24 protein-coding genes and 1 riboswitch are annotated in these 22,702 nt (G+C 67.0%); of the genes, 13 read left to right on the plus strand and 11 right to left on the minus strand.

Features of this window, described 5'->3' with window-relative positions; translation table 11 throughout:
* Nucleotides 1–127 precede the first annotated feature (127 nt).
* Nucleotides 128–193: riboswitch (guanidine-III (ykkC-III) riboswitch) on the plus strand.
* Nucleotides 194–202: 9 nt separating this feature from the next.
* The 5 genes from NG697_RS11470 (at nt 203) to NG697_RS11490 (ending at nt 3,372) form a co-directional block, all read left to right on the plus strand.
* Nucleotides 203–526, plus strand: a complete 324-nt coding sequence (locus NG697_RS11470; protein WP_252614246.1) for a DMT family transporter — start codon at nt 203–205, stop codon at nt 524–526.
* Nucleotides 526–900, plus strand: a complete 375-nt coding sequence (locus NG697_RS11475; protein WP_252608146.1) for a DMT family transporter — start codon at nt 526–528, stop codon at nt 898–900. The genes NG697_RS11470 and NG697_RS11475 overlap by 1 nt, the downstream gene beginning before the upstream one ends.
* A gap of 111 nt (nt 901–1,011) precedes the next feature.
* On the plus strand, nt 1,012–1,650 hold the full coding sequence (locus tag NG697_RS11480; protein ID WP_252608144.1) for a nucleoside/nucleotide kinase family protein: 639 nt from the start codon (nt 1,012–1,014) through the stop codon (nt 1,648–1,650).
* Nucleotides 1,651–1,715: 65 nt separating this feature from the next.
* Complete coding sequence (locus NG697_RS11485; protein ID WP_252608142.1) at nt 1,716–2,711, plus strand: aldo/keto reductase; 996 nt, start codon at nt 1,716–1,718, stop codon at nt 2,709–2,711.
* A gap of 10 nt (nt 2,712–2,721) precedes the next feature.
* On the plus strand, nt 2,722–3,372 hold the full coding sequence (locus tag NG697_RS11490) for an MBL fold metallo-hydrolase (protein WP_252614247.1): 651 nt from the start codon (nt 2,722–2,724) through the stop codon (nt 3,370–3,372).
* Nucleotides 3,373–3,463: 91 nt separating this feature from the next.
* Here NG697_RS11490 and NG697_RS11495 read toward each other — a convergent pair whose 3' ends face one another.
* The gene (locus NG697_RS11495) at nt 3,464–5,404 is read right to left on the minus strand and encodes a DEAD/DEAH box helicase (protein ID WP_252614248.1); all 1,941 of its coding nucleotides are present in this window, start codon (nt 5,402–5,404) and stop codon (nt 3,464–3,466) included.
* A 325-nt stretch (nt 5,405–5,729) separates the two neighbouring features.
* On the opposite strand from NG697_RS11495, the gene NG697_RS11500 reads away from it, so the two are divergent.
* On the plus strand, nt 5,730–6,455 hold the full coding sequence (locus NG697_RS11500; RefSeq protein WP_252599074.1) for an SAM-dependent methyltransferase: 726 nt from the start codon (nt 5,730–5,732) through the stop codon (nt 6,453–6,455).
* Between the two features lie 67 nt (nt 6,456–6,522).
* Here NG697_RS11500 and NG697_RS11505 read toward each other — a convergent pair whose 3' ends face one another.
* Both NG697_RS11505 and NG697_RS11510 read right to left on the minus strand, forming a co-directional pair.
* Entirely contained in the window at nt 6,523–7,905 is a 1,383-nt protein-coding gene (locus NG697_RS11505; RefSeq protein WP_252599075.1) for an MFS transporter, read from the minus strand.
* 1 nt (nt 7,906) lies between these two features.
* Complete coding sequence (locus NG697_RS11510; RefSeq protein ID WP_374209919.1) at nt 7,907–9,247, minus strand: CynX/NimT family MFS transporter; 1,341 nt, start codon at nt 9,245–9,247, stop codon at nt 7,907–7,909.
* Between the two features lie 124 nt (nt 9,248–9,371).
* On the opposite strand from NG697_RS11510, the gene NG697_RS11515 reads away from it, so the two are divergent.
* Nucleotides 9,372–9,767, plus strand: a complete 396-nt coding sequence (locus tag NG697_RS11515; RefSeq protein ID WP_252599077.1) for a hypothetical protein — start codon at nt 9,372–9,374, stop codon at nt 9,765–9,767.
* 116 nt (nt 9,768–9,883) lie between these two features.
* A complete protein-coding gene (trmB, locus tag NG697_RS11520; RefSeq protein WP_104063208.1) occupies nt 9,884–10,807 on the plus strand; it encodes a tRNA (guanosine(46)-N7)-methyltransferase TrmB in 924 nt (307 codons plus the stop codon).
* A gap of 72 nt (nt 10,808–10,879) precedes the next feature.
* Here trmB and NG697_RS11525 read toward each other — a convergent pair whose 3' ends face one another.
* Both NG697_RS11525 and NG697_RS11530 read right to left on the minus strand, forming a co-directional pair.
* The gene (locus NG697_RS11525; RefSeq protein WP_252614249.1) at nt 10,880–11,326 is read right to left on the minus strand and encodes a hypothetical protein; all 447 of its coding nucleotides are present in this window, start codon (nt 11,324–11,326) and stop codon (nt 10,880–10,882) included.
* A 230-nt stretch (nt 11,327–11,556) separates the two neighbouring features.
* Nucleotides 11,557–11,907 (minus strand): hypothetical protein, encoded by a 351-nt coding sequence (locus NG697_RS11530; protein ID WP_252614250.1) that lies wholly within the window; start codon nt 11,905–11,907, stop codon nt 11,557–11,559.
* Between the two features lie 218 nt (nt 11,908–12,125).
* Between NG697_RS11530 and NG697_RS11535 the strand changes: the two genes are divergently transcribed.
* A complete protein-coding gene (locus NG697_RS11535; protein WP_252599080.1) occupies nt 12,126–13,004 on the plus strand; it encodes a DUF1206 domain-containing protein in 879 nt (292 codons plus the stop codon).
* Between the two features lie 76 nt (nt 13,005–13,080).
* The gene (locus NG697_RS11540; protein WP_252599081.1) at nt 13,081–13,563 is read left to right on the plus strand and encodes a type II toxin-antitoxin system RatA family toxin; all 483 of its coding nucleotides are present in this window, start codon (nt 13,081–13,083) and stop codon (nt 13,561–13,563) included.
* Nucleotides 13,564–13,592: 29 nt separating this feature from the next.
* Here the strand turns inward: NG697_RS11540 and NG697_RS11545 are convergent, their stop codons facing one another.
* Together NG697_RS11545 and NG697_RS11550 are read right to left on the minus strand one after the other, a co-directional pair.
* A complete protein-coding gene (locus NG697_RS11545; RefSeq protein WP_252599082.1) occupies nt 13,593–14,258 on the minus strand; it encodes an anti-sigma factor family protein in 666 nt (221 codons plus the stop codon).
* Nucleotides 14,255–14,755: a sigma-70 family RNA polymerase sigma factor gene (locus tag NG697_RS11550; protein WP_252599083.1), complete on the minus strand. Its 501-nt coding sequence runs from the start codon at nt 14,753–14,755 to the stop codon at nt 14,255–14,257. Before NG697_RS11550 ends, NG697_RS11545 begins: the two co-directional genes overlap by 4 nt.
* Nucleotides 14,756–14,961: 206 nt before the next feature.
* Between NG697_RS11550 and NG697_RS11555 the strand changes: the two genes are divergently transcribed.
* Nucleotides 14,962–15,480 (plus strand): COG4315 family predicted lipoprotein, encoded by a 519-nt coding sequence (locus tag NG697_RS11555; protein WP_252614251.1) that lies wholly within the window; start codon nt 14,962–14,964, stop codon nt 15,478–15,480.
* Nucleotides 15,481–15,516: 36 nt separating this feature from the next.
* Here NG697_RS11555 and NG697_RS11560 read toward each other — a convergent pair whose 3' ends face one another.
* From NG697_RS11560 to NG697_RS11570, 3 genes are all read right to left on the minus strand, one after another.
* The gene (locus tag NG697_RS11560) at nt 15,517–16,332 is read right to left on the minus strand and encodes a hypothetical protein (RefSeq protein ID WP_252614252.1); all 816 of its coding nucleotides are present in this window, start codon (nt 16,330–16,332) and stop codon (nt 15,517–15,519) included.
* The gene (locus NG697_RS11565; protein WP_141138651.1) at nt 16,325–16,903 is read right to left on the minus strand and encodes an RNA polymerase sigma factor; all 579 of its coding nucleotides are present in this window, start codon (nt 16,901–16,903) and stop codon (nt 16,325–16,327) included. Before NG697_RS11565 ends, NG697_RS11560 begins: the two co-directional genes overlap by 8 nt.
* A gap of 155 nt (nt 16,904–17,058) precedes the next feature.
* Nucleotides 17,059–17,694: a protein tyrosine phosphatase gene (locus tag NG697_RS11570; RefSeq protein WP_252599089.1), complete on the minus strand. Its 636-nt coding sequence runs from the start codon at nt 17,692–17,694 to the stop codon at nt 17,059–17,061.
* Between the two features lie 130 nt (nt 17,695–17,824).
* On the opposite strand from NG697_RS11570, the gene NG697_RS11575 reads away from it, so the two are divergent.
* Nucleotides 17,825–18,133, plus strand: a complete 309-nt coding sequence (locus NG697_RS11575; RefSeq protein ID WP_252614253.1) for a hypothetical protein — start codon at nt 17,825–17,827, stop codon at nt 18,131–18,133.
* A gap of 71 nt (nt 18,134–18,204) precedes the next feature.
* Here NG697_RS11575 and NG697_RS11580 read toward each other — a convergent pair whose 3' ends face one another.
* A complete protein-coding gene (locus tag NG697_RS11580; protein ID WP_252614255.1) occupies nt 18,205–19,056 on the minus strand; it encodes a DMP19 family protein in 852 nt (283 codons plus the stop codon).
* 192 nt (nt 19,057–19,248) lie between these two features.
* Here NG697_RS11580 and NG697_RS11585 point away from each other — a divergent pair, with 192 nt between their 5' ends.
* Nucleotides 19,249–22,701, plus strand: coding sequence for a DEAD/DEAH box helicase (locus NG697_RS11585; protein WP_252614257.1), 3,453 nt, complete (start codon nt 19,249–19,251; stop codon nt 22,699–22,701).
* The last annotated feature ends 1 nt before the right edge of the window (nt 22,702 follow it).

Consider the following 22,702-nt stretch of genomic DNA (forward strand, 5'->3'; position numbering starts at 1 on the left):
TAGGTAGCGCTAAGTGTCGTTTTGAGCCCTCAAAACGACACTTAGCGCTACTCAGTTGGGCGGGGACCGCTGCGGTGAGGTTGGCCACCAACCCGGCCACCCTCCGTCGGGCGTTGCTAAGCTGGAAACAAGGCTCCGCGAAGGACCCTCCGGACGACGGTTCAGTACCCGGCACGCGACAAGACTGGCCAAAGGATCTGTCATGTCGTGGTTAATCCTCATTCTTTCCGGGGCGCTGGAGCCCGTCTGGGCCGCCGCCCTGCACTGGACATTCCAAGCTACCGGCCGGCGCCGCCTCGCGCCCGCCCTCCTCTTCCTGGTCTCCGTCCTCGCCAGCATGGCCGGCCTCGCCATCGCCATGCAGTCCATCCCAACCGGCACCGCGTACGCCGTGTGGGTGGGCGTGGGCGTGGTGCTGACGTCCGCCTACGCGATCATCACCAGGGCGGAACGTCCGACGACGGCGCGCCTGCTGCTGCTCACCGGCATCGCCGCTTGCGTGGTTGGCCTGAAGGTGGTGGCGTAATGAACCAGCGTTCCACTGCCTGGCTGATGCTGCTGGCCTCCGCCGTACTGGAAGCCGTCTGGGCCACCGCCTTGGGCCAGTCCGACGGTTTCACCCGGCCCCTGCCCACTCTTGTTTTCGCCGTGACGGCCACCCTGAGCATGGTCGGTCTCGGCCTGGCCATCCGCAGCATTCCGCTGGGAACGGCTTACGCCGTCTGGGTGGGGATCGGGGCTGCCCTTACGGTGGGCTGGGCGATGGCCACCGGCGTCGAACCCTTCAGCTTGTTGAAGGTGCTCTTCATTGGGGGGATTGTGGGCTGCGCGGCCGGACTGAAAGCCCTGCCGGCTAAACCTGCTGCGGCCCCCGTCCCTTCCGCCGCTGCCCCCCGCTGAGTCTCCCCACCTCTGAGGCCGTCCGACTGCGTGTCCCGGCGACCCGCCGTCGGAATCCCGTGGGTGCGCGCGAAAGCCGGGGAGACCCAGCGGCCGGTTTAGGCTTTTGCCATGGACTCCCCCGAAGTACAGCAGGCACTCGACGCCCTGCGGCACAGGCTCGATAGCGGCCGGCGCACACTCCTGGGCATCACGGGTGCGCCCGGCTCGGGTAAATCGACTTTTGCGGCCCGGCTGCAGCGGGAGTTCGGTCCTGATACCGCCGTCGTGGTGCCGATGGACGGCTTCCACCTGGGCAACGCGATCATCAACGGCACACCGCTGCGGCAGCGCAAGGGCGCAATGGACACGTTCGACGTCGGCGGCTACCTCTCGCTGTTGCAGCGGCTCGTGCGGCGAGAAGAGGCAGTGGTGTACGCGCCCGAGTTCCGGCGGACTTTGGACGAACCGGTGGCCGCGTCCATCGCAGTCCCCGCGTCCGTGCCGCTGGTGATCACCGAGGGAAACTATCTGCTGGCGGAGACGCCTCAGTGGAAGGACGTCAGGGCGCAGCTGGATGAGGTCTGGTTCATGGACAGCCCTCCCGCGCTGCGGCTGGCCCGGCTGGTGGACCGGCACGTGGAGTTCGGCATGGAGCGGGCCGCAGCGGAGGCATGGGCGGCGGGCCCGGATGAGGCCAACGCGGTGATGATCGAGGCCACGCGCCAGGGCGCCGACCGGATCATCCCGTGGGGCCAGGACATCGGCTAGGAATACGGGGCTAGGACCGGGGTTCTTGGCTGGGACGAGAGTCCACAAACGAATGGAGAGCGCTCATGACTGCACCATTGGTACACCTCGGCGACGGCCTTAACGTCAGCCCCCTGGGTTTCGGCGGCATGGCCCTCACCCCGGTCTACGGCGACGTTGACCCGCACGATGCCCTCAGAACCCTGCACCATGCAGTGGACACCGGCGTCAGCTTCATTGACACCGCGGACATCTACGGCGGAGGCAGCAACGAGCAACTCATCGCGCAACTGCTCAAGGACCGGCGGGGTGAAGTGCAGCTCGCCACCAAATTTTCCCTGGTGGGCTCGCCGGCTGATGGCTACACGGATGTCCGGGGAGATGCCGCCTACGTCCGGCAGGCTGTCGACGCCAGCCTGAAGCGGCTTGGCACGGACGTGATCGACCTCTACTACATGCACCGCCGTGACCTCCGCGTTCCGATTGTGGAAACCGTGGAGGCCATGGCGGGGCTGGTGCAGCAGGGCAAGGTCAAACACCTTGGCCTGTCAGAGGTGACCGCGCAGGAGCTGGCCGAAGCCGACTCCGTGCACCCCATCGCCGCGGTCCAAAGCGAATGGTCCATCTGGAGCCGGGACGTGGAACGCAACGTAGTTCCGGCCGCGGCCAGCCTGGGCGTGGGCTTTGTGCCGTATTCGCCACTGGGCCGGGGATTCCTCACCGGCACGGTGGACGCTTCCAGCCTGGGAGCCAACGACTTCCGACGCCGGATCCCGCGGTTCGCCGCGGACGCCTTTGACGCGAACCAGGGAGTCGTGGCCACCGTGCGGACGATAGCCGCCGAGCTTTCCGCAACGCCCGCCCAAGTTGCACTCGCGTGGCTACTGGAGCAGGGCAAACGGTTGGGACTGGCCGTGGTCCCCATCCCCGGCACACGCAAGACGCACCGGATCGACGAAAACCTGGGCGCCCTGTCCCTGGACCTGACCCCGGCGCAACTGGAGGCGCTGGACCAGGCTGCGGACGCCGTCGTCGGCTCCCGCTCGGCGGATCCCAACTGGGTGTCCCAGGGCCGTGAATAGACTGAAGCCCATGGACAAGCTCATTCACGACCTACGCGACATCACCATCCGCAGCATCTCCGTCAGCGAGATGAACAACAACGTGTACCTGCTGACCGCGAAGGCCAGCGGCGCACAGCTACTGATTGATGCCGCAGACGACCTTCCGGCCATCCAGGCGATGCTCGCGGACGCCGCTGCAGATACCGCGGCCACAACCAAACTGGCGCAGATTGCAACGACGCACCAGCATTGGGACCACGTGCGGGCACTGCCGGCGTTGGTGGAAGCGACCGGCGCCCCAACCGTTGCCGGAAAGGACGACGCCGAGGCGCTGCCAGTACGCGTGGACCGGGCCCTGGAGCATGGGGACACCTGCGCCGTGGACGGCTTCGAGCTCACCGCCGTGCACCTGCGCGGCCATACTCCGGGATCGATCGCGTTTGTGTATCAGGACCCGGAAGGTCCTGCCCACATTTTCAGCGGGGATTCGTTGTTCCCGGGCGGCGTGGGCAACACCGAGAATGACCCTGAGCGGTTCACGTCGCTGCTGGACGATGTCACCGCGCGATTGTTCGAGGCCTACCCGGATGACACATTGGTGCACCCGGGCCACGGCAGCCCCACCACCCTGGGTGCGGAACGCCCGCACCTTGAGGAGTGGCGTGCCCGCGGCTGGTAGTTCCGGTTAACAACCAATCGAGTGCTCCGTAACTGCCGTTATGAACCTTCTAAACGGCGGTTACGGAGCACACGATGGCGGTTAGGGCTGCTTAGCGGCTGCGGCGTTCGTTCGAGGCCGGGGCCGACGCGCGGCGGGGACCGCTGCGTGCCGGACGGCCACTGCCGCCACCGTTACCGTTACCGTTACCGGCGTACGAGCCACCGGACGTGCCGCCGGTGTTGGAGGACCAAACAGCCTTGTTCCCGGCGTTGCCGCCGTTGCCCGAGTTGCCCGTGGAGGCTCCGGCGCGCTGGCCGGATCCACCCGTGCGGGCACCTGCACCGGCGCCTGCGGTGCGGGCCCCGGCTGCGCGCTGGCCCGTTGCCGGACGTCCGCCGCGCTGTCCGCCGGTGGTAGCCGGGCGGCCCGTGCCGCCGCGGGGGGCATCGCTGCGGGTAACGCGTGAATCCGTGCGGCCTTCAGCAGAACGGCCGTCTGAACCGCGGCCGGCCGCTGCACGGCCACCTGCTGCGGGGACGTCGTTGCGGTGCGTGGAGGCTGTGACGCCGCGGGAATTGCGGCGAGCAGCAGCTGCTGCAATGGCGCGGTCCTCGTTCTGCTCAGCTACACGGTCAAATGCTGCCCGTGCCTCCGTGCGGCCTTCGTAGGCAACAGCGCGGCGCTCGGCCCTCGGAAGATCGGTGCGGGTCGGCTCAGCGGAGACGCGTCCACGTCCACCTCGGCCGCCACGGCCACCGGCTGTGGGGCCTTCCTGGCTGCGACGGGCGCGCTTGCGCTCGGCGTTGGCACCCGTAGAGGTGCCGCCACCCTGCGCGGACTTCTTGGCCAACAGAGCGGCGCGGGTGCGCGGATCGATCTTGTCGGCCATTTCGCCCACGAGCTCAGCAACCAGCGGGGAGTTGGCGGTGACGCGCTCGAAGTTAACCTCGACGCCGGCAGCCTTCATCAGCTTCTTGACGTCGGACTGCTGCTCCGGGAGGGTCAGCGTGACAACGGTGCCGTCCGAACCTGCGCGGGCCGTACGGCCTGAGCGGTGGAGGTATGCCTTGTGCTCTGTGGGCGGATCCACGTGGATCACCAGTTCGACGTCGTCCACGTGGACGCCGCGGGCTGCGACGTCCGTGGCCACCAGGACGCGGACGTCACCGGAGGAAAACTCGGCCAGGTTGCGGTCACGGGCGTTCTGCGAGAGGTTGCCGTGCAGGTCGACGGCGGGGATCCCGGCGTCGGTCAGGGTCTTGGCCAGCTTGCGAGCGTGGTGCTTGGTCCGCATAAAGAGGACGCGGCGGCCGGCACCCGAGGCGAGCTCAACGATCAGCTGCTTCTTGACGGTCTGGTCGTTGACCACCAGGACGTGGTGCTCCATGGTGGTCACGGCGGCCTGTGATTCGTCCACAGCGTGGGTCAGCGGGTTGGACAGGTAACGCTGGACGATCTTGTCCACGCCGTTGTCCAGGGTTGCGGAGAACAGCAGGCGCTGGCCCTGGCTCGGGGTCATGTCCATGAGCTTCTTGACCACCGGGAGGAAGCCGAGGTCGGCCATGTGGTCGGCCTCGTCCAGCACGGTGATCTCGACGCCTTCGAGGGTCAGGATGCGCTGGCGGATCAGATCCTCCAGGCGGCCCGGGCAGGCGATGACAATGTCGACGCCGGCGCGCAGTGCCTTTTCCTGGCGAGCCTGGGAAATGCCGCCGTAGATCACGGTGGTGGTCAGGCCCATGGCCTTGGCCATGGGCTCGATGGTGGCGTTGATCTGGGTGGCCAGTTCACGGGTCGGGGCGAGGACCAGGCCCATGGGGCGGCCGGGCTTGCGGAAGTGCTTGGCTTCCCGCTCAGCGAGTCGTGCTACAAGCGGGATGGCGAAAGCGATGGTCTTGCCGGAACCGGTGCGGCCGCGGCCCAGGACGTCGCGTCCGGCCAGGGTGTCCGGGAGGGTCTTGACCTGAATGGGGAACGGCTCAACAATTCCCTGTGCGGTGAGGGTGTCGGCGAGTGCTTTGGGCGTGCCGAGGGCAGCAAAAGTAGTCATATATTTCATGGTCTTTCAGGCGGTATCCGTGCGGATATCGGCCCCCGATGCCGGTTGGCTCAAGGGTTTCGCCGAAGAAAAGTCAGGTGATCAACCGTGCTGCTGCCCAATTCAGAGCGGCGGCTGGGACCAAATGGAACGCGTTCATCGACGCAGGATGTGCCTCTCACATGAAAAAACCCGCTTCCCAAATCAAGGGACGAGCGGGCATCACTGCACATCAAGTCCCATAAGCGTACCATCCCCGCGCCTTGGCCTCTCTCATGCAGGTGGGGCAGGGGTGCTGGCGTTGCCTTTGGGTGCCCGGCAGGCGCAGGCTTGAGGCATGACTGAACAGGGTGCGGACCACCACCACACAACGGACGACGGCGACACCCGGCTGGGGGATGCACCGCAGCGCAGTGCCGCCGAGGCGTGGGACGAAAGGTACCGGAGCAAGCCGAAATTCTGGAGCGGGAAACCCAACCCGCAACTGGTCCGCGAAGGCGCGGGACTGAAGCCGGGCAAGGCCCTGGACCTGGGCTGCGGCGAAGGGGCCGACGCCATCTGGCTCGCCCAGCAGGGCTGGACCGTCACCGGCGTCGACGTTTCCGCTGTCGCGCTGGATCGGGCGCTCGGCCACGAAAAGGCGGCCCTGGACCGCGAGAGTGTGCACGCGCAGGGAGCCGGTGAAATTCCCAGCCGCATCCACTGGGAACAGTGTGACCTGGAGGAGTGGCAGCCCGCGGCCACCTTTGATCTGGTGACTTCGCAGTTCCTGCATTCGCCGCACCTGGCGTGGCAGGGTCCGCTGCGGATGGCGGCTGCGGCGGTCAAGCCGGGCGGCACGCTGCTGATCGTGGGCCACCATCCGGACCACCTGCCGCCATGGGGAAACCACACCAGACCGGAGATGTTCTACACCCCGGCGCAGCTCGTGGCGGAACTCGGCCTGGACTCGCCGGACTGGCAGCTGGAGGTCAACACCACGCGGGAGCGGACGGCAACAGGCCCGGACGGCGAGGAAGCCATCATCGGCGACACCATACTCCGCGCCACCCGGCTGGCCTGACTTTTTGTCCAGATAACGCGCCTTCCCGGGCGCGCAACTCGGATTATCTGGACAAAAACTCCGGGCGTTAGCGGGAAACCCGCGGCGCCACCGCAACCGCGGCGACGGCCACCACCGCCGTCAGTGCGAAGACCCCCGCGAACGATCCCGCCGTCGTCGTAAACGCCGCGAACACGATGCCCGTGGCGGCGAGCGCCAGCGCCCCGCCCAGCGAGTCCGAGATGGACATCGCCGAGCTGTTGAAGCCCTCGTTTTCCTTGGTGGACATGGCGAGCGTCATCACGCTGAGCCGCGGATACAGCAGCCCCATGCCGCCGCCGGCGAAGAGCCAGCCGGCAATCGCGACGGCGGCGGGCCAGTGGAGCGCCGACGTCGCCAACGTGAGGAGAATGGCTCCCAGCACCAGCGCTGAGCCGATGCGCACCGCCGCCCGGTGCTGCAGCCGGGTGCCGAGGCGGCCCTGAATGGCGGCGGCGGCTGCCCACGACAACGCGCCTCCGGTGAGTGCCAGGCCGGCGAACGTCGGTGGGAACTGGTACTCCTCGATCAGCAGGTACGGCAGGTAGACCTCGGCACCGAAGAATGCGGCAGACGCCAGGCCGCGGGTCAGGATCACGCTGGGGAGGCCGCGGCGGGCGAGCAGCGTTCCGCGCGGTACCAGCGGCCGCACGGCCACGAGGGCAGTCACGACGGCGGCCGCGGCCAGGAGTGCCGGGGCTGCGGGAACGCCCGCGATAGTGACTCCGGCGGAGAGGTTCAGCCCCAGCACAGCGAGCGCGGCGAGCGCCGCCCAGGCCAGCCGGCCCAGCGCCCAGGGCGGGACCGTGGCCTGCACAGAAGGCCGGTCGATGCCGCGGAGCACTGGAACAATCATCACGAGGGCGGGCACCACCAGGCCCACCACGCCCAGGAACACCCAGTGCCAGCTCAGGACCTCCGCCACGATGCCGGCCGCGAACGGGCCCACCAGGGACGGGATCACCCACGCGGCCGAGAAGGCGGCAAAAATCCCGGGGTGCAGGACGGCCGGGTAGACGCGGGCCACCACCACGTAGAGCGCAACCGTCAGCGCCCCGCCGCCAAGCCCCTGCACCAGGCGGCCGGCAACCAACATGGGCATGGACACGGCCGTGCCCGCGATGATCAGGCCCAGCACGAACAACGCCACGGAGGCGTGCAGCGGGACTGTTGGGCCGCGGCGGTCCGACCAGTTTCCGGCCGCCACCATCCCGATCACACCGGTGGCCAGCGGCCCGGCGAAGGCCAGCGCATACAGGCTGGCGCCGTCGAGCTCGCGGCTGACGACAGGCATGATGGTGGTCACGGCGAGCGATTCGAAGGCCGCGAGGAACACCAGGGCACACGCGCCGATGGTCACCCACAGGTACGGTCGCTGCAGGATCCCGGCTGTGGTGGCGGAATGCGTGGCCGGCAGGGCGGAATCGGGCACGCTAATGGCCCGATCGGCTGGAGCCGCCGACGTAGCGGTTCCGGCCCGCGCGGTAACCGAACACCGCGGCCAGCGAACCGACCACCAGGAACAGCACCCCGGCGGCCGTGAACGATCCCGTGGCCTGGTGCAGCTGGCCCACCATCAGCGTGCCGGTGGAACCCAGCCCGTAGCCCACGCCCTGCATCATCCCGGACAAGTGCGCGGCGGTGTGGCCGTCGCGCGTCCGCAGCATGATCATGGTCAGGGCCACCGCGGTGAGGCTTCCCTGCCCCAATCCCAGCAGCGAGGTCCACCCCCAGATGAGTTCCAGGGGTCCGAAGATGCTCAGCGCAAATCCGCCGCCGGTCATCAGCGCCACCACCACCGCGATGGCCCGCTGGTCACGGAACCTCGCCGCCAGTGCAGGGGCAAACAGCGAACCCGTCATCTGGAGCACGATCGAAACGGACACCATCAGGCCTGCCGTTGCGCCGTCCACGCCGCGTTCGCGCAGGATCGGCGCCAGCCAGGCAAAAACGCTGAAGGACATCATGGCCTGCAGCACCATAAAGATGGTCACCTGCCATGCCACCGCCGAACGCCACACGTTGACGCCGAGGTTGCCGGCCTGGTGCCGGACAGGGTGCTGGCGAAGTGCCACCGGAAGGAACAGCAAAAGTACGACGGCGGCAGGAACCGCCCAGAACCACAGCGCCGAGGTCCACTCCCCCGTCGCCGAGAAGACGGGGTAGGTAAAGCCGGCTCCGAGGGCGGCAGAGGCGCAGATGGCCGTGGTGTATAGCCCGCCCATGAGTCCCAGCCGGTGCGGGAAATCGCGCTTCACCAGCCCTGGCAGCAGCACGTTGCACAGGGCGATGGCGGCACCGCAGGCAGCAGTTCCCGCCAGCAAGGTAGGCAGATGGCCGGCACCGGGAACCAGGCCGCCGATGTCCGCGGGCCGCAGCAGCAGCCCCGCCGTGAGTACTGCCATGGCGCCTAGCAGGACACGTTCGGCGCCAAACCGGCGGGCAAGGACAGGGGCCAGCGGTGCGAAAACACCCAGGAGCGTGACTGGCACGGTGGTGAGCACCACAACGGCCCAGCCCGGGAGGCCGGCGTCGGACGTGATCTCCGGAAGAACCGCGGCGAAACTGGAGAAAACCGTGCGGAGGTTCAGCCCGATAAGCACCAGGCAGAGGCCCAGATAGGCCAGGGCCCGGCGGCTGCTCTGCGGGCTCTCCGGTCCGCTGCCCGATTGGCCCGGAAGGCGCGTCGGGGCTGCTGGGGGGATGTCGTCGATTTCGGCGTCGATCAGCAGTCCAGGCACGTCAACGTTGTCAGCACGGGTCACGGGACCCATTCTGTCAGGCTTCGTTGCCACGCGGAGTTATCCACATAGACCAGAAAAGGGCTGGTTGCCCGCCTGGAGCGAACCTACCGTGGGATCAGCATGCGGTACCCAGCCATAACATTCGGGAGAAGCCATGAGCCTCGCACCATTGCACGATCCGTCCGTTGCGTCCGCCCCGGCCTCGCCGAAGGCGCATGGCAGTGGCGAGGGGACAGCCAGCCTCGCCTTCAGCCTCATTGCCCCGGCGAGCATGTTTCTGACTGTGCCCTTCAGCCTATTGGCGGCCTTCTTTACGAGGCCTTCGGAGGGCCCTGGGCGGCTGGACTGGGTCGCACCGTTGGTGCTGTGGAGCTATCCGGCGCTGTTTGGCCTGCTTGCAGTGACGCTCGGAATTGTTTCGCTCCGCGTATTTGTGCGTCGGTCAAACGGTTGGCGGGCTGGTGTGGCCGCGTTGTGGATATCGGCGGCCGAGGTTGCCGTGGGCCTGGTGCTCGTGCTCAGGGACGGGGACTTTATGATCCTCTTCTGAGATTTCATTTCCTTTCCGACCTCGCAGGGCGACCATTTTCGCGTTCCATCGCGTCCCGTTCGTGGCTCAGGTGAGTGCCCAAGCCGTGGGCGTGGGCCCCGGGTATTCTGGAAGGGATGAGCGAATCCCCAGAATCCCCCCAGCCTCCGCATGTCCCGCGCCCGGTGACGCCCGGTACCCAGGCGTCTTTCGGCACGTACGGGGGCAGGCCGGTGAGCTTTGTGCGCCGCGGCACCCGCCTCCAGGGGCGCCGTCAGACGGCGTGGGAAGAACACTCGGACCGGTGGGCGCTGGACGTGCCCCGGCACATCGCGAACACGTCGGTCCACCCGGACTACACCTTCGACGCTGAGGCCGAGTTCGGCCGCAAGGCACCGCTGATTGTGGAAATCGGTTCGGGGCTGGGCGATGCCATCTGCCACGCGGCCGAGGAGAACCCGGACACGGACTTCCTGGCGGTCGAGGTCTATACACCGGGGCTGGCCAACACTATCATCAAAATCAACAGCCGCGGGCTGAACAACGTCCGGGTGGTGGAAGCCAACGCGCCCGAGGTCCTCGCCACCATGCTGCCGGCAGGATCCGTCAGCGAGCTGTGGGTGTTCTTCCCCGATCCCTGGCACAAGTCACGGCACCACAAACGCCGCCTCATCCAGCCGGAGTTCGCCGAGCTGGCAGCACGGGCACTCACCAAGGGCGGACTGTGGCGGGTCGCCACGGACTGGTCCAACTACGCTGTCCACGTCCGCGACGTCCTCGCGGACTCTCCGGACTTCGAAAACCTCCACACCGGCGAGCGCCACGGGCCGGAAAGTCCGCTCACCCAGGTGTGGCAATCCGGCGTCGAAACTCTCGTGGGCGGCGCGCCCGTCCGCGAAGGCCGGGCGCCGGTGAGTACCGCGCATACAGGCCCCAACGAGGGTGTTGATGAAACGGGCGGCTGGGCGCCGCGCTTTGAAGGCCGGATCCGCACGAGTTTCGAGGCGAAGGCCCACGAGGCCGGCCGGCTGATCTTCGACCTCTGCTACCGCCGGCGCTGAGCCTTGAAATGTAAGTAGCGCTAACTGCCGTTTTGAAGGCTCAAAACGGCAGTTAGCGCTACTTAGTTGGGGTCAGTTCACGCTGATGGAGGCGACGATCTCCTTGAGCATCCCCAGCCGCGGCTCGATCTCCGGGTTCACGCACGGCCAGATCACCACAACACCGATGAAGCGGTTGTTCTCCCAAACACCCACAGTGGCCGCGACCCTCGCCTCGCCTGCCGGATCCGTGTATCCAACCACGACGGCGTACGAGGACTTACCGGGTACGTTCAGTTCGCCTTCGGTGAGGATGGTCCCGGCCCGGTCTTCAAGGTAGAAGCCTGACATCAGGTGTGTCCAGCCGTTAGCCTGCGCGGCGCCGGTCACGGAGGTGTCGTCCTTGATGACCGTCACCAGGACACCGCCCAGCAGGCCATACTGCTCGGTGTTTGGCCCGGCGGCGGAGTCCTCCAGAACCTGGGTGTGCTCGGGGAAGTCTGCCGTGAATCCCAGCGGGGACTCGATATGAACTGACATGGTTGCTCCTTAGCGGTAAGACTTGGCTGGGCTGGCTGGCAGGTGCGGATCCGGCACGGGACGTCAGAGCTTCTCGAGCTTGGTGTCGTTTGAACGGGCCGTTCCCGTCTTCGCCTTCGATCAGGTATTTCCGGTCCGCCTCGGACAGGCTGGCCCACCACTTGGCTTGCTCTTCCGGGCTGGCCTTGAGCATGCCATCCATGTCCTCCTTCAGCTCCTGGCGGTAGGCCTCAGCCGCTGCCGCCTTCGCTACCCGTTCCTCCAGCCAGTTCTGGGCGCGGCTGCCCAGGTCCTTGATTTTGTCCAGGACGCTGGTCCCGCCACCCGCCACTGCTGCCGCCGCCGGTCGCGGCAGAGGACTGTTCCTGTTCGTTTGCGTGCTGCAGGAGCAGCTTGGAGTTGTGGCGGAGGCTGGATGCCACCCGCTCCAGGCTGGGGCGGTGGTTGCCGGACCAGTCCTGCCGGAACAGCTCGCCGTCGGCACCCTTCCATGGCGCGGACTGGATCTGGCCCTGCAGGGAGCTGGCCCGGCTGCTGAGCAGCGCGGCCGCCTTGTCAACGGCCCTCGCCAGCTCCCGCAACTGGCTGACGTCCGCGCCGTAAAAAGTCAGGGTGTCTCCCCCGGAGAGTATTAAGAGTTAGTTCTATCGCTGGACATATCGTCGCATGGTGGCAATTCTCCCGCGATGGGGAACCCTCCCCATCGCCGGGCACACCAACGCACACGCAGTTACTGTCGGTCCGCGGTGCGCAAAAGTTGGTACTGTTCGGGGCCGGCTTCGCGTGGCACGATGGGGTTGTGCGGGGGGCACGCAAATCTGCGCCCCTCGGGCGCTGGCCCGAAGGAAGCGCCATCAAAAGAGAACTCAAAGACGCCGCAGGTGCGGCGGAGGACGTCACCAACTCACGCGCACTGGAGTTGCTGGCGAGGGTGGGTTTCGCGGTAAGCGGCCTATTGCACTTCCTGGTGGGCGCCATCGCAATCCGCCTCGCCATGGGTGGTTCGGGGAATGCTGACTTCAGCGGGGCTGTTTCCGAACTGGCCAGCCAGCCCGCCGGGCCGTTCCTCCTGTGGGCAAGCTTTGCCGCCTGCGCGGCCCTTGCCGTCTGGCAGGCCAGCGACGCCGTCTTCGACTACAACCGACTGCCCACCAAGGACAAAGTCGGTAAAAAGGCCAAAGCGGCAGCGCAGGCCGTGGTGTTTGCCGGGCTCGCCGTGACACTGGCCAGCTTCGCCATGGGCACAGGGTCCGGGGGCGACAACCAGCAATCGGCGAGCGACCTCACCGTCGCCGTCATGAAGGCCCCCGGCGGCGTAGCACTGCTGGTCCTCGTGGGTCTGGGCATGGCCATCACCGGGATCATCTACGGCATCCGCGGAATCAAGAAGACGTTCGAAAAGCACCTCACGATGCCCGTTTCCCGCTCTGCCCGGACGGCCGTCTCCGCCTTGGGCGTGACCGGCTACGTCGCCAAAGGCATAGTCCTGCTGCTGACCGGGATGCTCATCTCCATCGCCACCCTGCAGGCCCATCCGGATGAATCCACGGGCCTGGACGGTGGACTCAGGGCCCTGCGCGACCAGCCCTTCGGCGTGTATTTACTGGCCGCCGTGGGCGCCGGCCTCATCTGCTACGGACTCTATATGGTGGTCCGGGCTCGTCTGGCCAAAATGTAGGGATGGGCGCATTCTCCGGGACCGGCCCGGAATGCCCACCAACCCGGAACACCCGGCCTCCGGTTAGGGTGGGTCCATGCCCCAGGTACGCGCCGAACGACTCATCCGCCTCGATCCGGAGACAGTCTTTGCCCTCTCCCAGACCACCGGCGCGTTCCGGCTCAAATGGGACCCGTTCATCTCGGCCCAAGGTTTCCTGAACAGCGCAACGTCCGCCGGAAAGGGCGTCCGGACACGGACCGTGTCCCGCCTGGGCCTGGTGATGGTGAGCGAATACGTTTCCTATTCGCCACCCAGGAACGTGGGTATGACCATGGTGTCCGGACCGTGGTTTTTCGGGAAGTTCGGTGGCGGCTGGCGTTTCACCGCGGACGACGGCGGCACCCGCGCGGTCTGGAAGTACACCTTTTCGTGCCGCCCGGCCTGGTTGCGGCCGGTGGCTGAACGGATGGGCGCCTGGCTTTTGGGCCGTGAGATCACTAAGAGGATCGACGCGTTTGCCCGGGCCTGCGAGGATCCGGCCCTGGTGGCCGAGTTCCGCGCCCGCCAAGCACCGTGAACACCGGACCGTGATCGCCGGCAAAGGGATCACGGCACCGTAATCACAGCCACGGCGTGCTGGGTTTCGTCCCGCAGTTCCAGGCTGGCGATGCTGGCCAGCTGAAGTGGCGTGGCGCCCATGACCTTCACCCTCCCGCTCGGCGTCGCGGTCCAGGCAAATGCCCGGTCCTCGCCGCCGTCGCGGTCCCGGATCCAGAGCGAGAGGGTTCCGTCCAGCGGCAGTTTGCTGCCGTTCACGGCCAGCTCGGTGCCCCATGTTTTCCGGGCAAGGTCGATGCTGAACTGAAGGCCATTGCCGGACTGGACCGAGTAGCTGGCGTCCGGCTCCGGCGGCCGGCTGAGCAGCGGGGCCGCGGCCACCCCCAAGGCGAGGCACGCCGCGGCGACGGCGCCCACCACGGCCGCCCACCGCAGTCGTAATTTACGACGCCGGGTGGCCAGTTCATCGAGGACCCTGCGCGGCACGGAGCTGGCTGGCTCAGGGGCCACCCCGGGGCGGGCGCTCCCGGTGAGCGCCACCGCATCCGGGATGGGAAGCGCATCGAGCAGGGCCGGCAGGCTTTCGAGCTCGGCGAGTTCGGTCCGGCAGTCCGCGCAGTCTTCGAGGTGGGCTTCGAAACGTTGCGAATCCGCGGGGTCAAGCCCGCCGAGCACGTAGGCGCCCAGCAGCTGGTGCAGCTCAGAGGCGTTCACCGCTCCACCCCCATCTCATCGAGGATGGCCCGCAGCGCCCTAACGGCGTAATGGGCCCGGGACTTCACGGTTCCGCTGGGGATGTTCAGCTGCACGGCGGCCTCGTTGACGGTGAAACGGCGGTAGTGGAGGGCGACGAGGACATCGCGGTGTTCGGTACTGAGCCGCAGCAGCGCCTCTTCCATCAGCACACGGTTCAGGAGTTCATCCACGCGTTCCACGGCCTCGGCGGGATCGGCGAGTTCGCGTTCCATCACTTCGGCCGGGCGCCTTTGGGCTTTGCGGTAGTTGTCGATCATGATGTTCCGCGCTGTACGGAACAGGTAGCTGCGCAGGCTTCCGGTGATGTCCGGGGCCTGCTGCCAGACGCGCAGCACGGTCTCCTGGACCACGTCCTCGGCCAGCTGCGGGTCACGGGAGGCGCTGAGCACAAAACGGCGCAGGGCGGAGCCGTGTTCGCGGTAGATCGCAGCCACCACGTCCTCGTCCAGCGGCATGCCGCCCTCCTGTCCCTGATCCGGTCTGCGGTTACACGCCTGCGGGCCCACAGCTACGCATCCACAGCGACGCTGCAGCTCCGCGTACATGCGATATAACGTCGGCAGACGGAAAACGGTTCACTTTGAACCATTCTTCACCTTGGTGCGTCGTACCGGTTAGGGTCCGGTGATCCGACGCCGGGCCCCAACCGAGGAGTATCCCCATGAAACAGCATTTGGGCACAGGTCTTGCCGCAGCGGCTCTCATAGCCGCACTTGCAAGCTGCGGCGGCAGCCCCGGAACCACCACAACCACAACCGCCGCTCCCACCACTCCGGCGGCCACCAGCCCCGCGGCCACCTCCGCCGCCCCGACCGCAACAACAGCGGCCGCCGTCGACGTCAAGACAGCAACCTCGACCGCCGGCGAGATCGTGGTGGATGCCAAGGGCATGAGTCTCTACTACTTCACCAAGGATGTGAAGGACTCCGGCACCAGCGCCTGCACGGGAGGGTGCCTGACCGCGTGGCCGCCGCTCCTCACCACCGCGGCCACGCCTGTTGCTGACGGGGTCACCGGCAAGCTCGGGACAATCACGACGCCGGAGGGGGCCAAGCAGGTGACACTGAACGGAATGCCGCTGTACTACTACCAGAAGGACACGAAGACCGGCGACGTCACGGGCCAGGGTGTTGGCGGCGTCTGGTACCTGTCGGACCCGGCCGGCGAAATGATCAAGTAGGCGGGTCAGCCTCCTGGCCGCAGCTCACCAGGGCAACTACGGCTGGACGCCGGGCAGCGGGACTGGAGGCGTGGCCGGCAGGGGCAGAGCCGGGGGCTGTCCCTCACCGTTCAGCGGCCCACCCGGCATACCCGGTGTGACGTTTCCGGGGAGGGGAAGGTCCGGCAGGGGCACTGCCGGCGCTGAACCTGAAGGGGCCGGAGCGGGCTGCGTGGCCTGGCTGGAACCGGATCCCGGTACGGCCGGAACCGGCACAGTGTCAGCCGTCCCGGTGGGTCCTACGGCAGGGACGGCGGGCTGGCCCGGTCCCGGAGCCGGGGTCTCCACCGGCGCGGGGGCAGGCCCGCCGCCAACGGTGGACACGAAGGATGTTACTGCGTGGTTGACCTGGCCGATGGAATCCCGGATCCCCTGGTCGGAGGCCACGGCAACGGCGCCGCCAGCCGCCAGCGAAACGGCCACGGACAGCGTGGTGAGGGTGATCCTCCGCTTGGCCCGACGGCGGGCGGCGAGCTCGTCGGTGGCGGTCGTGAGCTGGCCGGTTGCCTCGGCGGGGGCTACGGTGGGCTCTGATTGAGGGGATGCCGCCACCGCCAGGTGACGGGTGGCTGCCGCGCGGCTCGGCGCAGGCGTCGGGACAGCAGTGTGTGTCACGGCAGGAGTCTGTGTCACGGCAGGCCTCATAAGCGCGGCAACCGCATCGGAAGGTACCGGCCGCTCGGCTGCGAGCGCCCGGAGCTCCAGCAGGACCGGGCGGAGGCCGCCGTCGTCGTGCAGCCCTGCCTCCAGCAGCAACCGGTCAACAGACGCGTCCTCGCGGGAACCGTTGCGTGAGCCTGCGGTGTCACTCATGATCTGCCTGGTTTCTTCTAAGAGTCTGGTCCTTGAGGTTTTGCAGGGCCCTGCGTTGGAGCTGCTTGATGGCACCCTGGGACTTGCCCATGATGCCGGCCACCTGTTCGATGGAAAGGTCCGCCACCACCCGCAGTGCCAGCACCTCGCGGTGTTCATCGGCGAGGCCTTCAAGCAGGGCAGCCGCGCCGCCGCTGTGGCCCAGGGCGTGGTCCTCCGCGGACGCCGTGCTGCGCCCGTCCTGCAGGGGGTCGTACGGAGTGAAGTCCGGCCTGCGTTCAACCCGCCGGTAGTAATCCACCATCCGGGCGTGGGCGATGGAGAATACCAACGACTTGGCGCCCTGAAGGCCGCCGGTCAGCTCACCAATCTTGGGGAAAAACGCCAGGAACACATCCTGGGTGACAGCTTCGGGATCATCCACGCCACGGGCCTTGAGGTAACCCAGGACCGCTCCGGACAAGGTTCGATAGACAGCGCCGAAGAGCACAGCCGGATCAGCACCGGCTGTGTCTGCAAATGTATCTATGTCTTCTTCGGCCAAAGTGTCTAGCACCAGTGGCTCCTCCATCCCGGGCAGCGTAGTCGCTCATCCCGGTATTCGGCGCGGCGTGCTCCGCTGCTGTCGGTCAGCTGCGGTCGGTCCGGTATCTGGCTGCCATGTGGACTGCGGGAATCCGGTCCGTCCGGAGCCGGTTCCCGCAGTCCACACTAGCTGCGCAGGTCCTAGTGGCCCGAAACGGCGGGAACGTCTACAACGTCGCCCGGTACGGCGGGAACAGCAGGAACGGCGGGAACGGACGGCTCGCCGTCGACACCCGGAACTGCCGGCACGGCAGGAACAGCGGGCAGCTCGGGGCGCTCAGCCTTGGCGGAGGCAGAGCCCTCGCCAGCAGCGTCGGCGTCGGCCGAGGCGGCGCCCTGTGCGACGACGTCCGTGCAGAAGGCGTCAACGTTGCCTTCGCCCTCGGCGGCGATGATCAGCGACGAGAAGCCCTCGGAGGCTTCGTTCAGTCCACCGTTGGCGAAGGCGGTGCAGAGGCCAAAGGCTGCGGCGCCAGCTGCGTCCACGGCGGTGCCGGCAGCGGCGGATGCGTTGGCCTCGGCTGCGACCTCATCTTCGGAGACGGCTGCTTCGCCGGTTACTGCTGCATTACCGGAAGCGTTTGCGGAAGCCGACTCGGTGGCGTCAGCGGCCAGCTTGGGGGCCGGGGCGCCGAGCAGTTCGTGGGCGGTCTGCTGTGCATCGGCCGGGAGGGCGCCGGAAGCAGCTGCGACGCCGGTTCCACCGACGGCCAGGGTGCCCGCGGCGAGTACTCCTGCGGCGATTTTGCTGGTGGCGAGAACAGTGAACAACGACATGTGACACTCCAAAACCTAGAGAACAATTCAGATCCGGCTCCGTGAGGAACCCTTCACCCCCTTCATCGCTGGCCGGACCGGGAAAGTTACGGCGCCTCCCAAATTTCTTTCCAGGGCCCGGCTCCGGCCCATGGACCGCACTAGCATCGAGGCATGGCGATCACTCCGGAATCCGGAATTCATGCTGCGCGACGCCGACGAGCTCATCGATGGCCAGTACATCAACCAACCGGAGCTGCGGCCCATCGCCGACGCGCTCCTGGCGTGGGCGGCGGCCACCGAGGGCGTGGAGATCCAGATGCGGAAGGGCTACGTCTCGCTCCACAGCCCGCGCCGGAAGTTCGCCCAGGTCACCCGGACCACCAACACCGCCGTGGACGTCGCGCTGCGCCTGGACACACTCCACATCCTGGCCAGGGCGCTGGACCAGAACACCTAATAGCTGAAACGACGGCGGGCCGGGTCGCCGGAAGCTTCCGACGAACCCGGCCCGGGACCGTGGTGAGGGTCCTACGCGTCGATCATCTCGTCGTCGTCCGCTTCCTCGAACTCAACAGCGGCGACGATTTCCTGGGTCTCCGGGTTGATCATGAACGCCTCTTCGTCATCCTCGACCATGATGAAGTCGCCGTGGTCCGTGGTGAAGTGCCAGGCCAGCGTCTTCTCGCCGTCGTGCATGTAGTTGGGGTCGCCCATGGTGATCTTCTGCAGCGCATAGCCGGCGATGTCGCACAGTTCGCGGATGATGACCTCGAAGTCCGGGGCGTCCTCCAGTGCTTCCTCGTCGGCCGCGGCCTGGCGCTCCTCCAGGTTGGGGATGAGCGCAACCTGGCGCTCGATGTACGCGTCGAGCTCCTCGTCGTCGAGCACCAGCAGGCCCTCCTGGGACAGGAGCCAGGCGGCGTTGAGGGCCGTGATGTTTTCGGTTTCGAACAGCTCCTCGAACTCGCCGTCGAGCTCTTCAATGGTGCGCACGGCGTCGTTGGACTCTTCCTCAGTGTCGAGGTCGCCGTCGAGGTAGCGCTCCTCGTCTTCTTCGGACAGGGCATCAAAGGCCGCTACGGTCCGGTTGAAGAGCTCCAGGTGGGCGGTTGCGCCCATCCCGGCGAGGCCCTCGCGGATGAGCGGGTCCACTTCGTCGCGGTCCGCGGTGAACACGTACTGGGCGAAGCCGCCCTCCAAGGACTGCGTGACGTAGAAGTCAACGTAGTAGCTGCCGAGCGCCGCGGGCGCGATCTCGCCGGCGTCGAGCAGTTTCCCGTACATGGCGTTCACCACGTGAACGTTGGCATCTACGACCTCCTCGCTGCCTGCATCGATGCTGGCCTTGGTCAGGACGACAGGGTTCTGGCTCATGGTCATGGGATTCCTCACTGCTGAATGCTTCGGTGCTGCTCAGGACACTTTCACGCTACGTCGGCGGGGGCGGCGGTGTGTTGAGGCGGAAGTGAACGTCAGGCGAAGTTTCAGGCTCCCGCCGGGCGAACTAAGATGAAGCAGATAACCTCCGATCGGACACGGCACCCCCGTGGCCAGCTGAAAGTAGCGCGCACCATGCCATCCCAACCGGACGAGAGTGCGGCACTGGCAATACAGACCCCCGCCATTAACGACCGCTCCCTCGCGGCCGGGTTGGCGTATGCCATGGGCAGCCGGGTTTCCGGAATGTCGTTCGACGCCGCCACCGGACTGATGCTGGGCAAGGTCCGGGGAGGTGCCGACGTCCCATACTCCACCACGGCAAAGCTGGTGCGGAAATCCGGCGGCTGGAGCTGCACCGTGGGTGTCTGCAGCTGCCCCGTCCGCAAGGACTGCAAGCATGTGGCCGCGCTGCTGTTCGCCGCCGAGGACAACCCTGCCATCCGCGTCCAGCTCCTGGCCCCGGCTGAAGTTTCCCGGCTTTCCCGCCAGCCCGCCAACCTGGACCTGGCCGACTGGGAGCAGGCACTGAGCCCGCTCATTTCGCAGCCCGGCATCACGCAGTCCATCAGCGGCATCCCGCTGGCACTCCAGTTCGACATCGAGGAACCGGCGCCGCACTTCTCCTACACAGGCCGCCGCGACCCGCTCCGCAGCGTCCGCCAGCTCAAAGCCCGGCCCGTGATCATGGGCGCCAAGGGCAAGTGGATCCGCGGCGACGTCTCCTGGAACACCCTGAGCTACCTGAACTTCCGCCGCGAATGCAACGAGGCGCACATCGAGTGGATGCAGGCATTCCTGGCCGCACACACCGCCGCCGCCAACCGGGTTCATAACTCCTCCGCGCTGTGGCTGGGCCTGAACACGTTCGCCGGGAAGAACATGTGGAGCCTGCTCACCGACGCCAAAAAGATCGGCCTCGCCCTGGTGCACAGCCGCGGCACCGAGCCGGTGCGGCTCGCCGAGTCTCCCGCCGCCGTCGGGCTTAATTTGAGCCGTTACGGCGCGTCCGTGGGTGGGGACGCTGCGGCTCCGGGCGCAACGCACGACGACGGCGGGCTGGAGCTCGCGCCCACCATCACCGTTGTGGGGGAAGACGTTGATCCGGCGTCGGTGGGGACCATTGGCCGCCCCGCGCACGGCATTTTCCTGACCACTGGCGGGGAGGCTTTGCCCGGGGTTTCCGCGGAGAATGTGATCACGCTGGCGCCGCTGGAGAGCGGGCTGAGCGAGGAGCTGCTGACCTTCGTCACGGCCGGCAGCACGCTGCACATTCCGGCGAAGGACGAGACGCGCTTCCTCACCGGCTTCTACCCGAAGCTGAAGCAGGCAGCCCGGGTCACGGCGACGGACGAGTCGGTGGCGCTGCCCGCCCTGGCCCTCCCGACCCTTTCCCTGCTGGCCAACTACGGCGCGGACCACCGGGTCCGGCTGCATTGGGAATGGCACTACAAGTCCGGAAACCTGGTCACGGCCCAACCGCTGTGGCGGCACCCCGGCGACCACGGCTACCGCGACGACCCCGCCGAGGCCCGCATCCTGGAGGGCATCGGCCAGCCGTGGAACGTTGTTCCGGCCCTGGGCGAATCGGCCACCGGCGGCTGGGGCACGCCACGCCTGTCCGCGTCCGCCGAACTGAACGGCCTGGACACACTCGCTTTTACCGAAGACGTCCTGCCCGAGCTCCGGAACGCCCCGGACGTTTCAGTGGACACTGCCGGGGACATCGCCGACTACCGCGAGGCCGAGGAAGCGCCGGTCGTTTCCATCTCCACCAAGGCCACCGAACAGCGCGACTGGTTCGACCTTGGCATCCAGATCTCTTTGGAGGGGCAGCCGGTTTCCTTCGCCGCCGTATTCTCCGCGCTGGCCGCGGGCCAGACCAAGATGCTCCTGCCCAGCGGCGCGTACTTCTCGCTGGATTTGCCGGAACTGCACCAGCTGCGCGCCCTGATCGAGGAAGCCCGCTCGCTGCAGGACAACAAGGATGCGCCGCTGCAGATCAGCCGTTTCCAGGCCGGGCTCTGGGACGAGCTCGCGCAGCTTGGCATTGTCGATGAACAGGCCGCCGCCTGGCGTGAGGCCGTGGGCGGGCTGCTCGAAGGCGGGATCAACGGGCTGCCGCTGCCTCCCTCGCTCAATGCCGAGCTGCGGCCGTACCAGCTCGAGGGCTACAACTGGCTCAGCTTCCTGTACCGGCACAGCCTCGGCGGGATCCTCGCCGACGACATGGGCCTCGGCAAGACCGTGCAGGCACTCGCCCTGATGTGCGCCGCGAAGGAGCAGGCTGCGTCTGTGTCTGAGGGTGCTGAAACACCAGCGCCCGACGTTCCGGCGCCCGACGGCGTGACTCCCTTTTTGGTGGTGGCCCCCACCAGCGTCGTGGGCAACTGGGCGGCGGAAGCCGCACGCTTCGCTCCCGGGCTCACGGTTCGCATCGTGAGCGAAACCTTTGCCAAGAACAGCCAGGACGCGGCGGTTGAACTCGCCGGCGCGGACATCGTGATCACGTCCTACGCGCTGTTCCGGATCGACTACGATTCCTATGCTTCCAAGACCTGGGCGGGTCTGGTGCTCGATGAGGCCCAGTTTGTGAAGAACCACCAGTCCAAGGCCTACCAGTGCGCCCGGAAGCTGCCCGCGGCGTTCAAGCTGGCCATCACCGGCACCCCGCTGGAGAACAACCTTATGGAGTTCTGGGCGCTGACGTCCATCGTGGCGCCGGGCCTGTTCTCCAGCCCCAAACGGTTCGCCGAGTACTACCAGAAGCCGGTGGAAAAGAACGGCGACAAGGGGCAGCTGGACAAGCTCCGCCGTCGCGTCCGTCCGCTGATGATGCGCCGCACCAAGGACCAGGTCATCCAGGACCTGCCGCCGAAGCAGGAGCAGATCCTGGAGGTGGTGCTGAACCCGCGCCACCAGAAGGTCTACCAGACGCACCTGCAGCGTGAACGGCAGAAGATCCTGGGCCTGATCGAGGACGTGAACAAGAACCGGTTCACCATCTTCCAGTCCCTGACCCTGCTGCGTCAGCTCAGCCTGGACGCGTCGCTGGTCGATCCGTCGCTGTCCGGCGTCCGCTCTTCGAAGCTGGACGTGCTGTTCGAGCAGCTGGAGGATCTGGTTGCGGAGGGCCACCGGGCACTGATCTTCAGCCAGTTCACCGGGTTCCTGGGCAAGGTCCGGGAGCGGCTTGTGGAGGAGAAGATCGAGTTCTGCTATCTCGACGGCGGCACCCGGAACCGAACCGACGTCGTCAACGAATTCAAGAACGGCAGTGCGCCGGTGTTCCTGATTTCGCTGAAGGCCGGCGGCTTTGGCCTGAACCTGACCGAGGCCGACTACGTTTTCCTGCTCGATCCCTGGTGGAATCCCGCGTCGGAGGCGCAGGCCGTGGACCGGACGCACCGGATCGGGCAAGCTCGGAATGTCATGGTCTACCGGCTGGTGGCCAAGGACACGATCGAGGAAAAGGTCATGGCGCTGAAGGCCCGGAAGTCGCAGCTGTTCGCGGATGTGATGGAGGGCGACGCCCTGTCCAGCGGGTCGATCACGGCCGAGGACCTCGCGGGGCTGTTCAAGGACTGAG

The organism is Pseudarthrobacter raffinosi, assembly GCF_023913835.1.
In the GTDB taxonomy this organism is placed as follows: Bacteria; Actinomycetota; Actinomycetes; order Actinomycetales; family Micrococcaceae; genus Arthrobacter; species Arthrobacter raffinosi.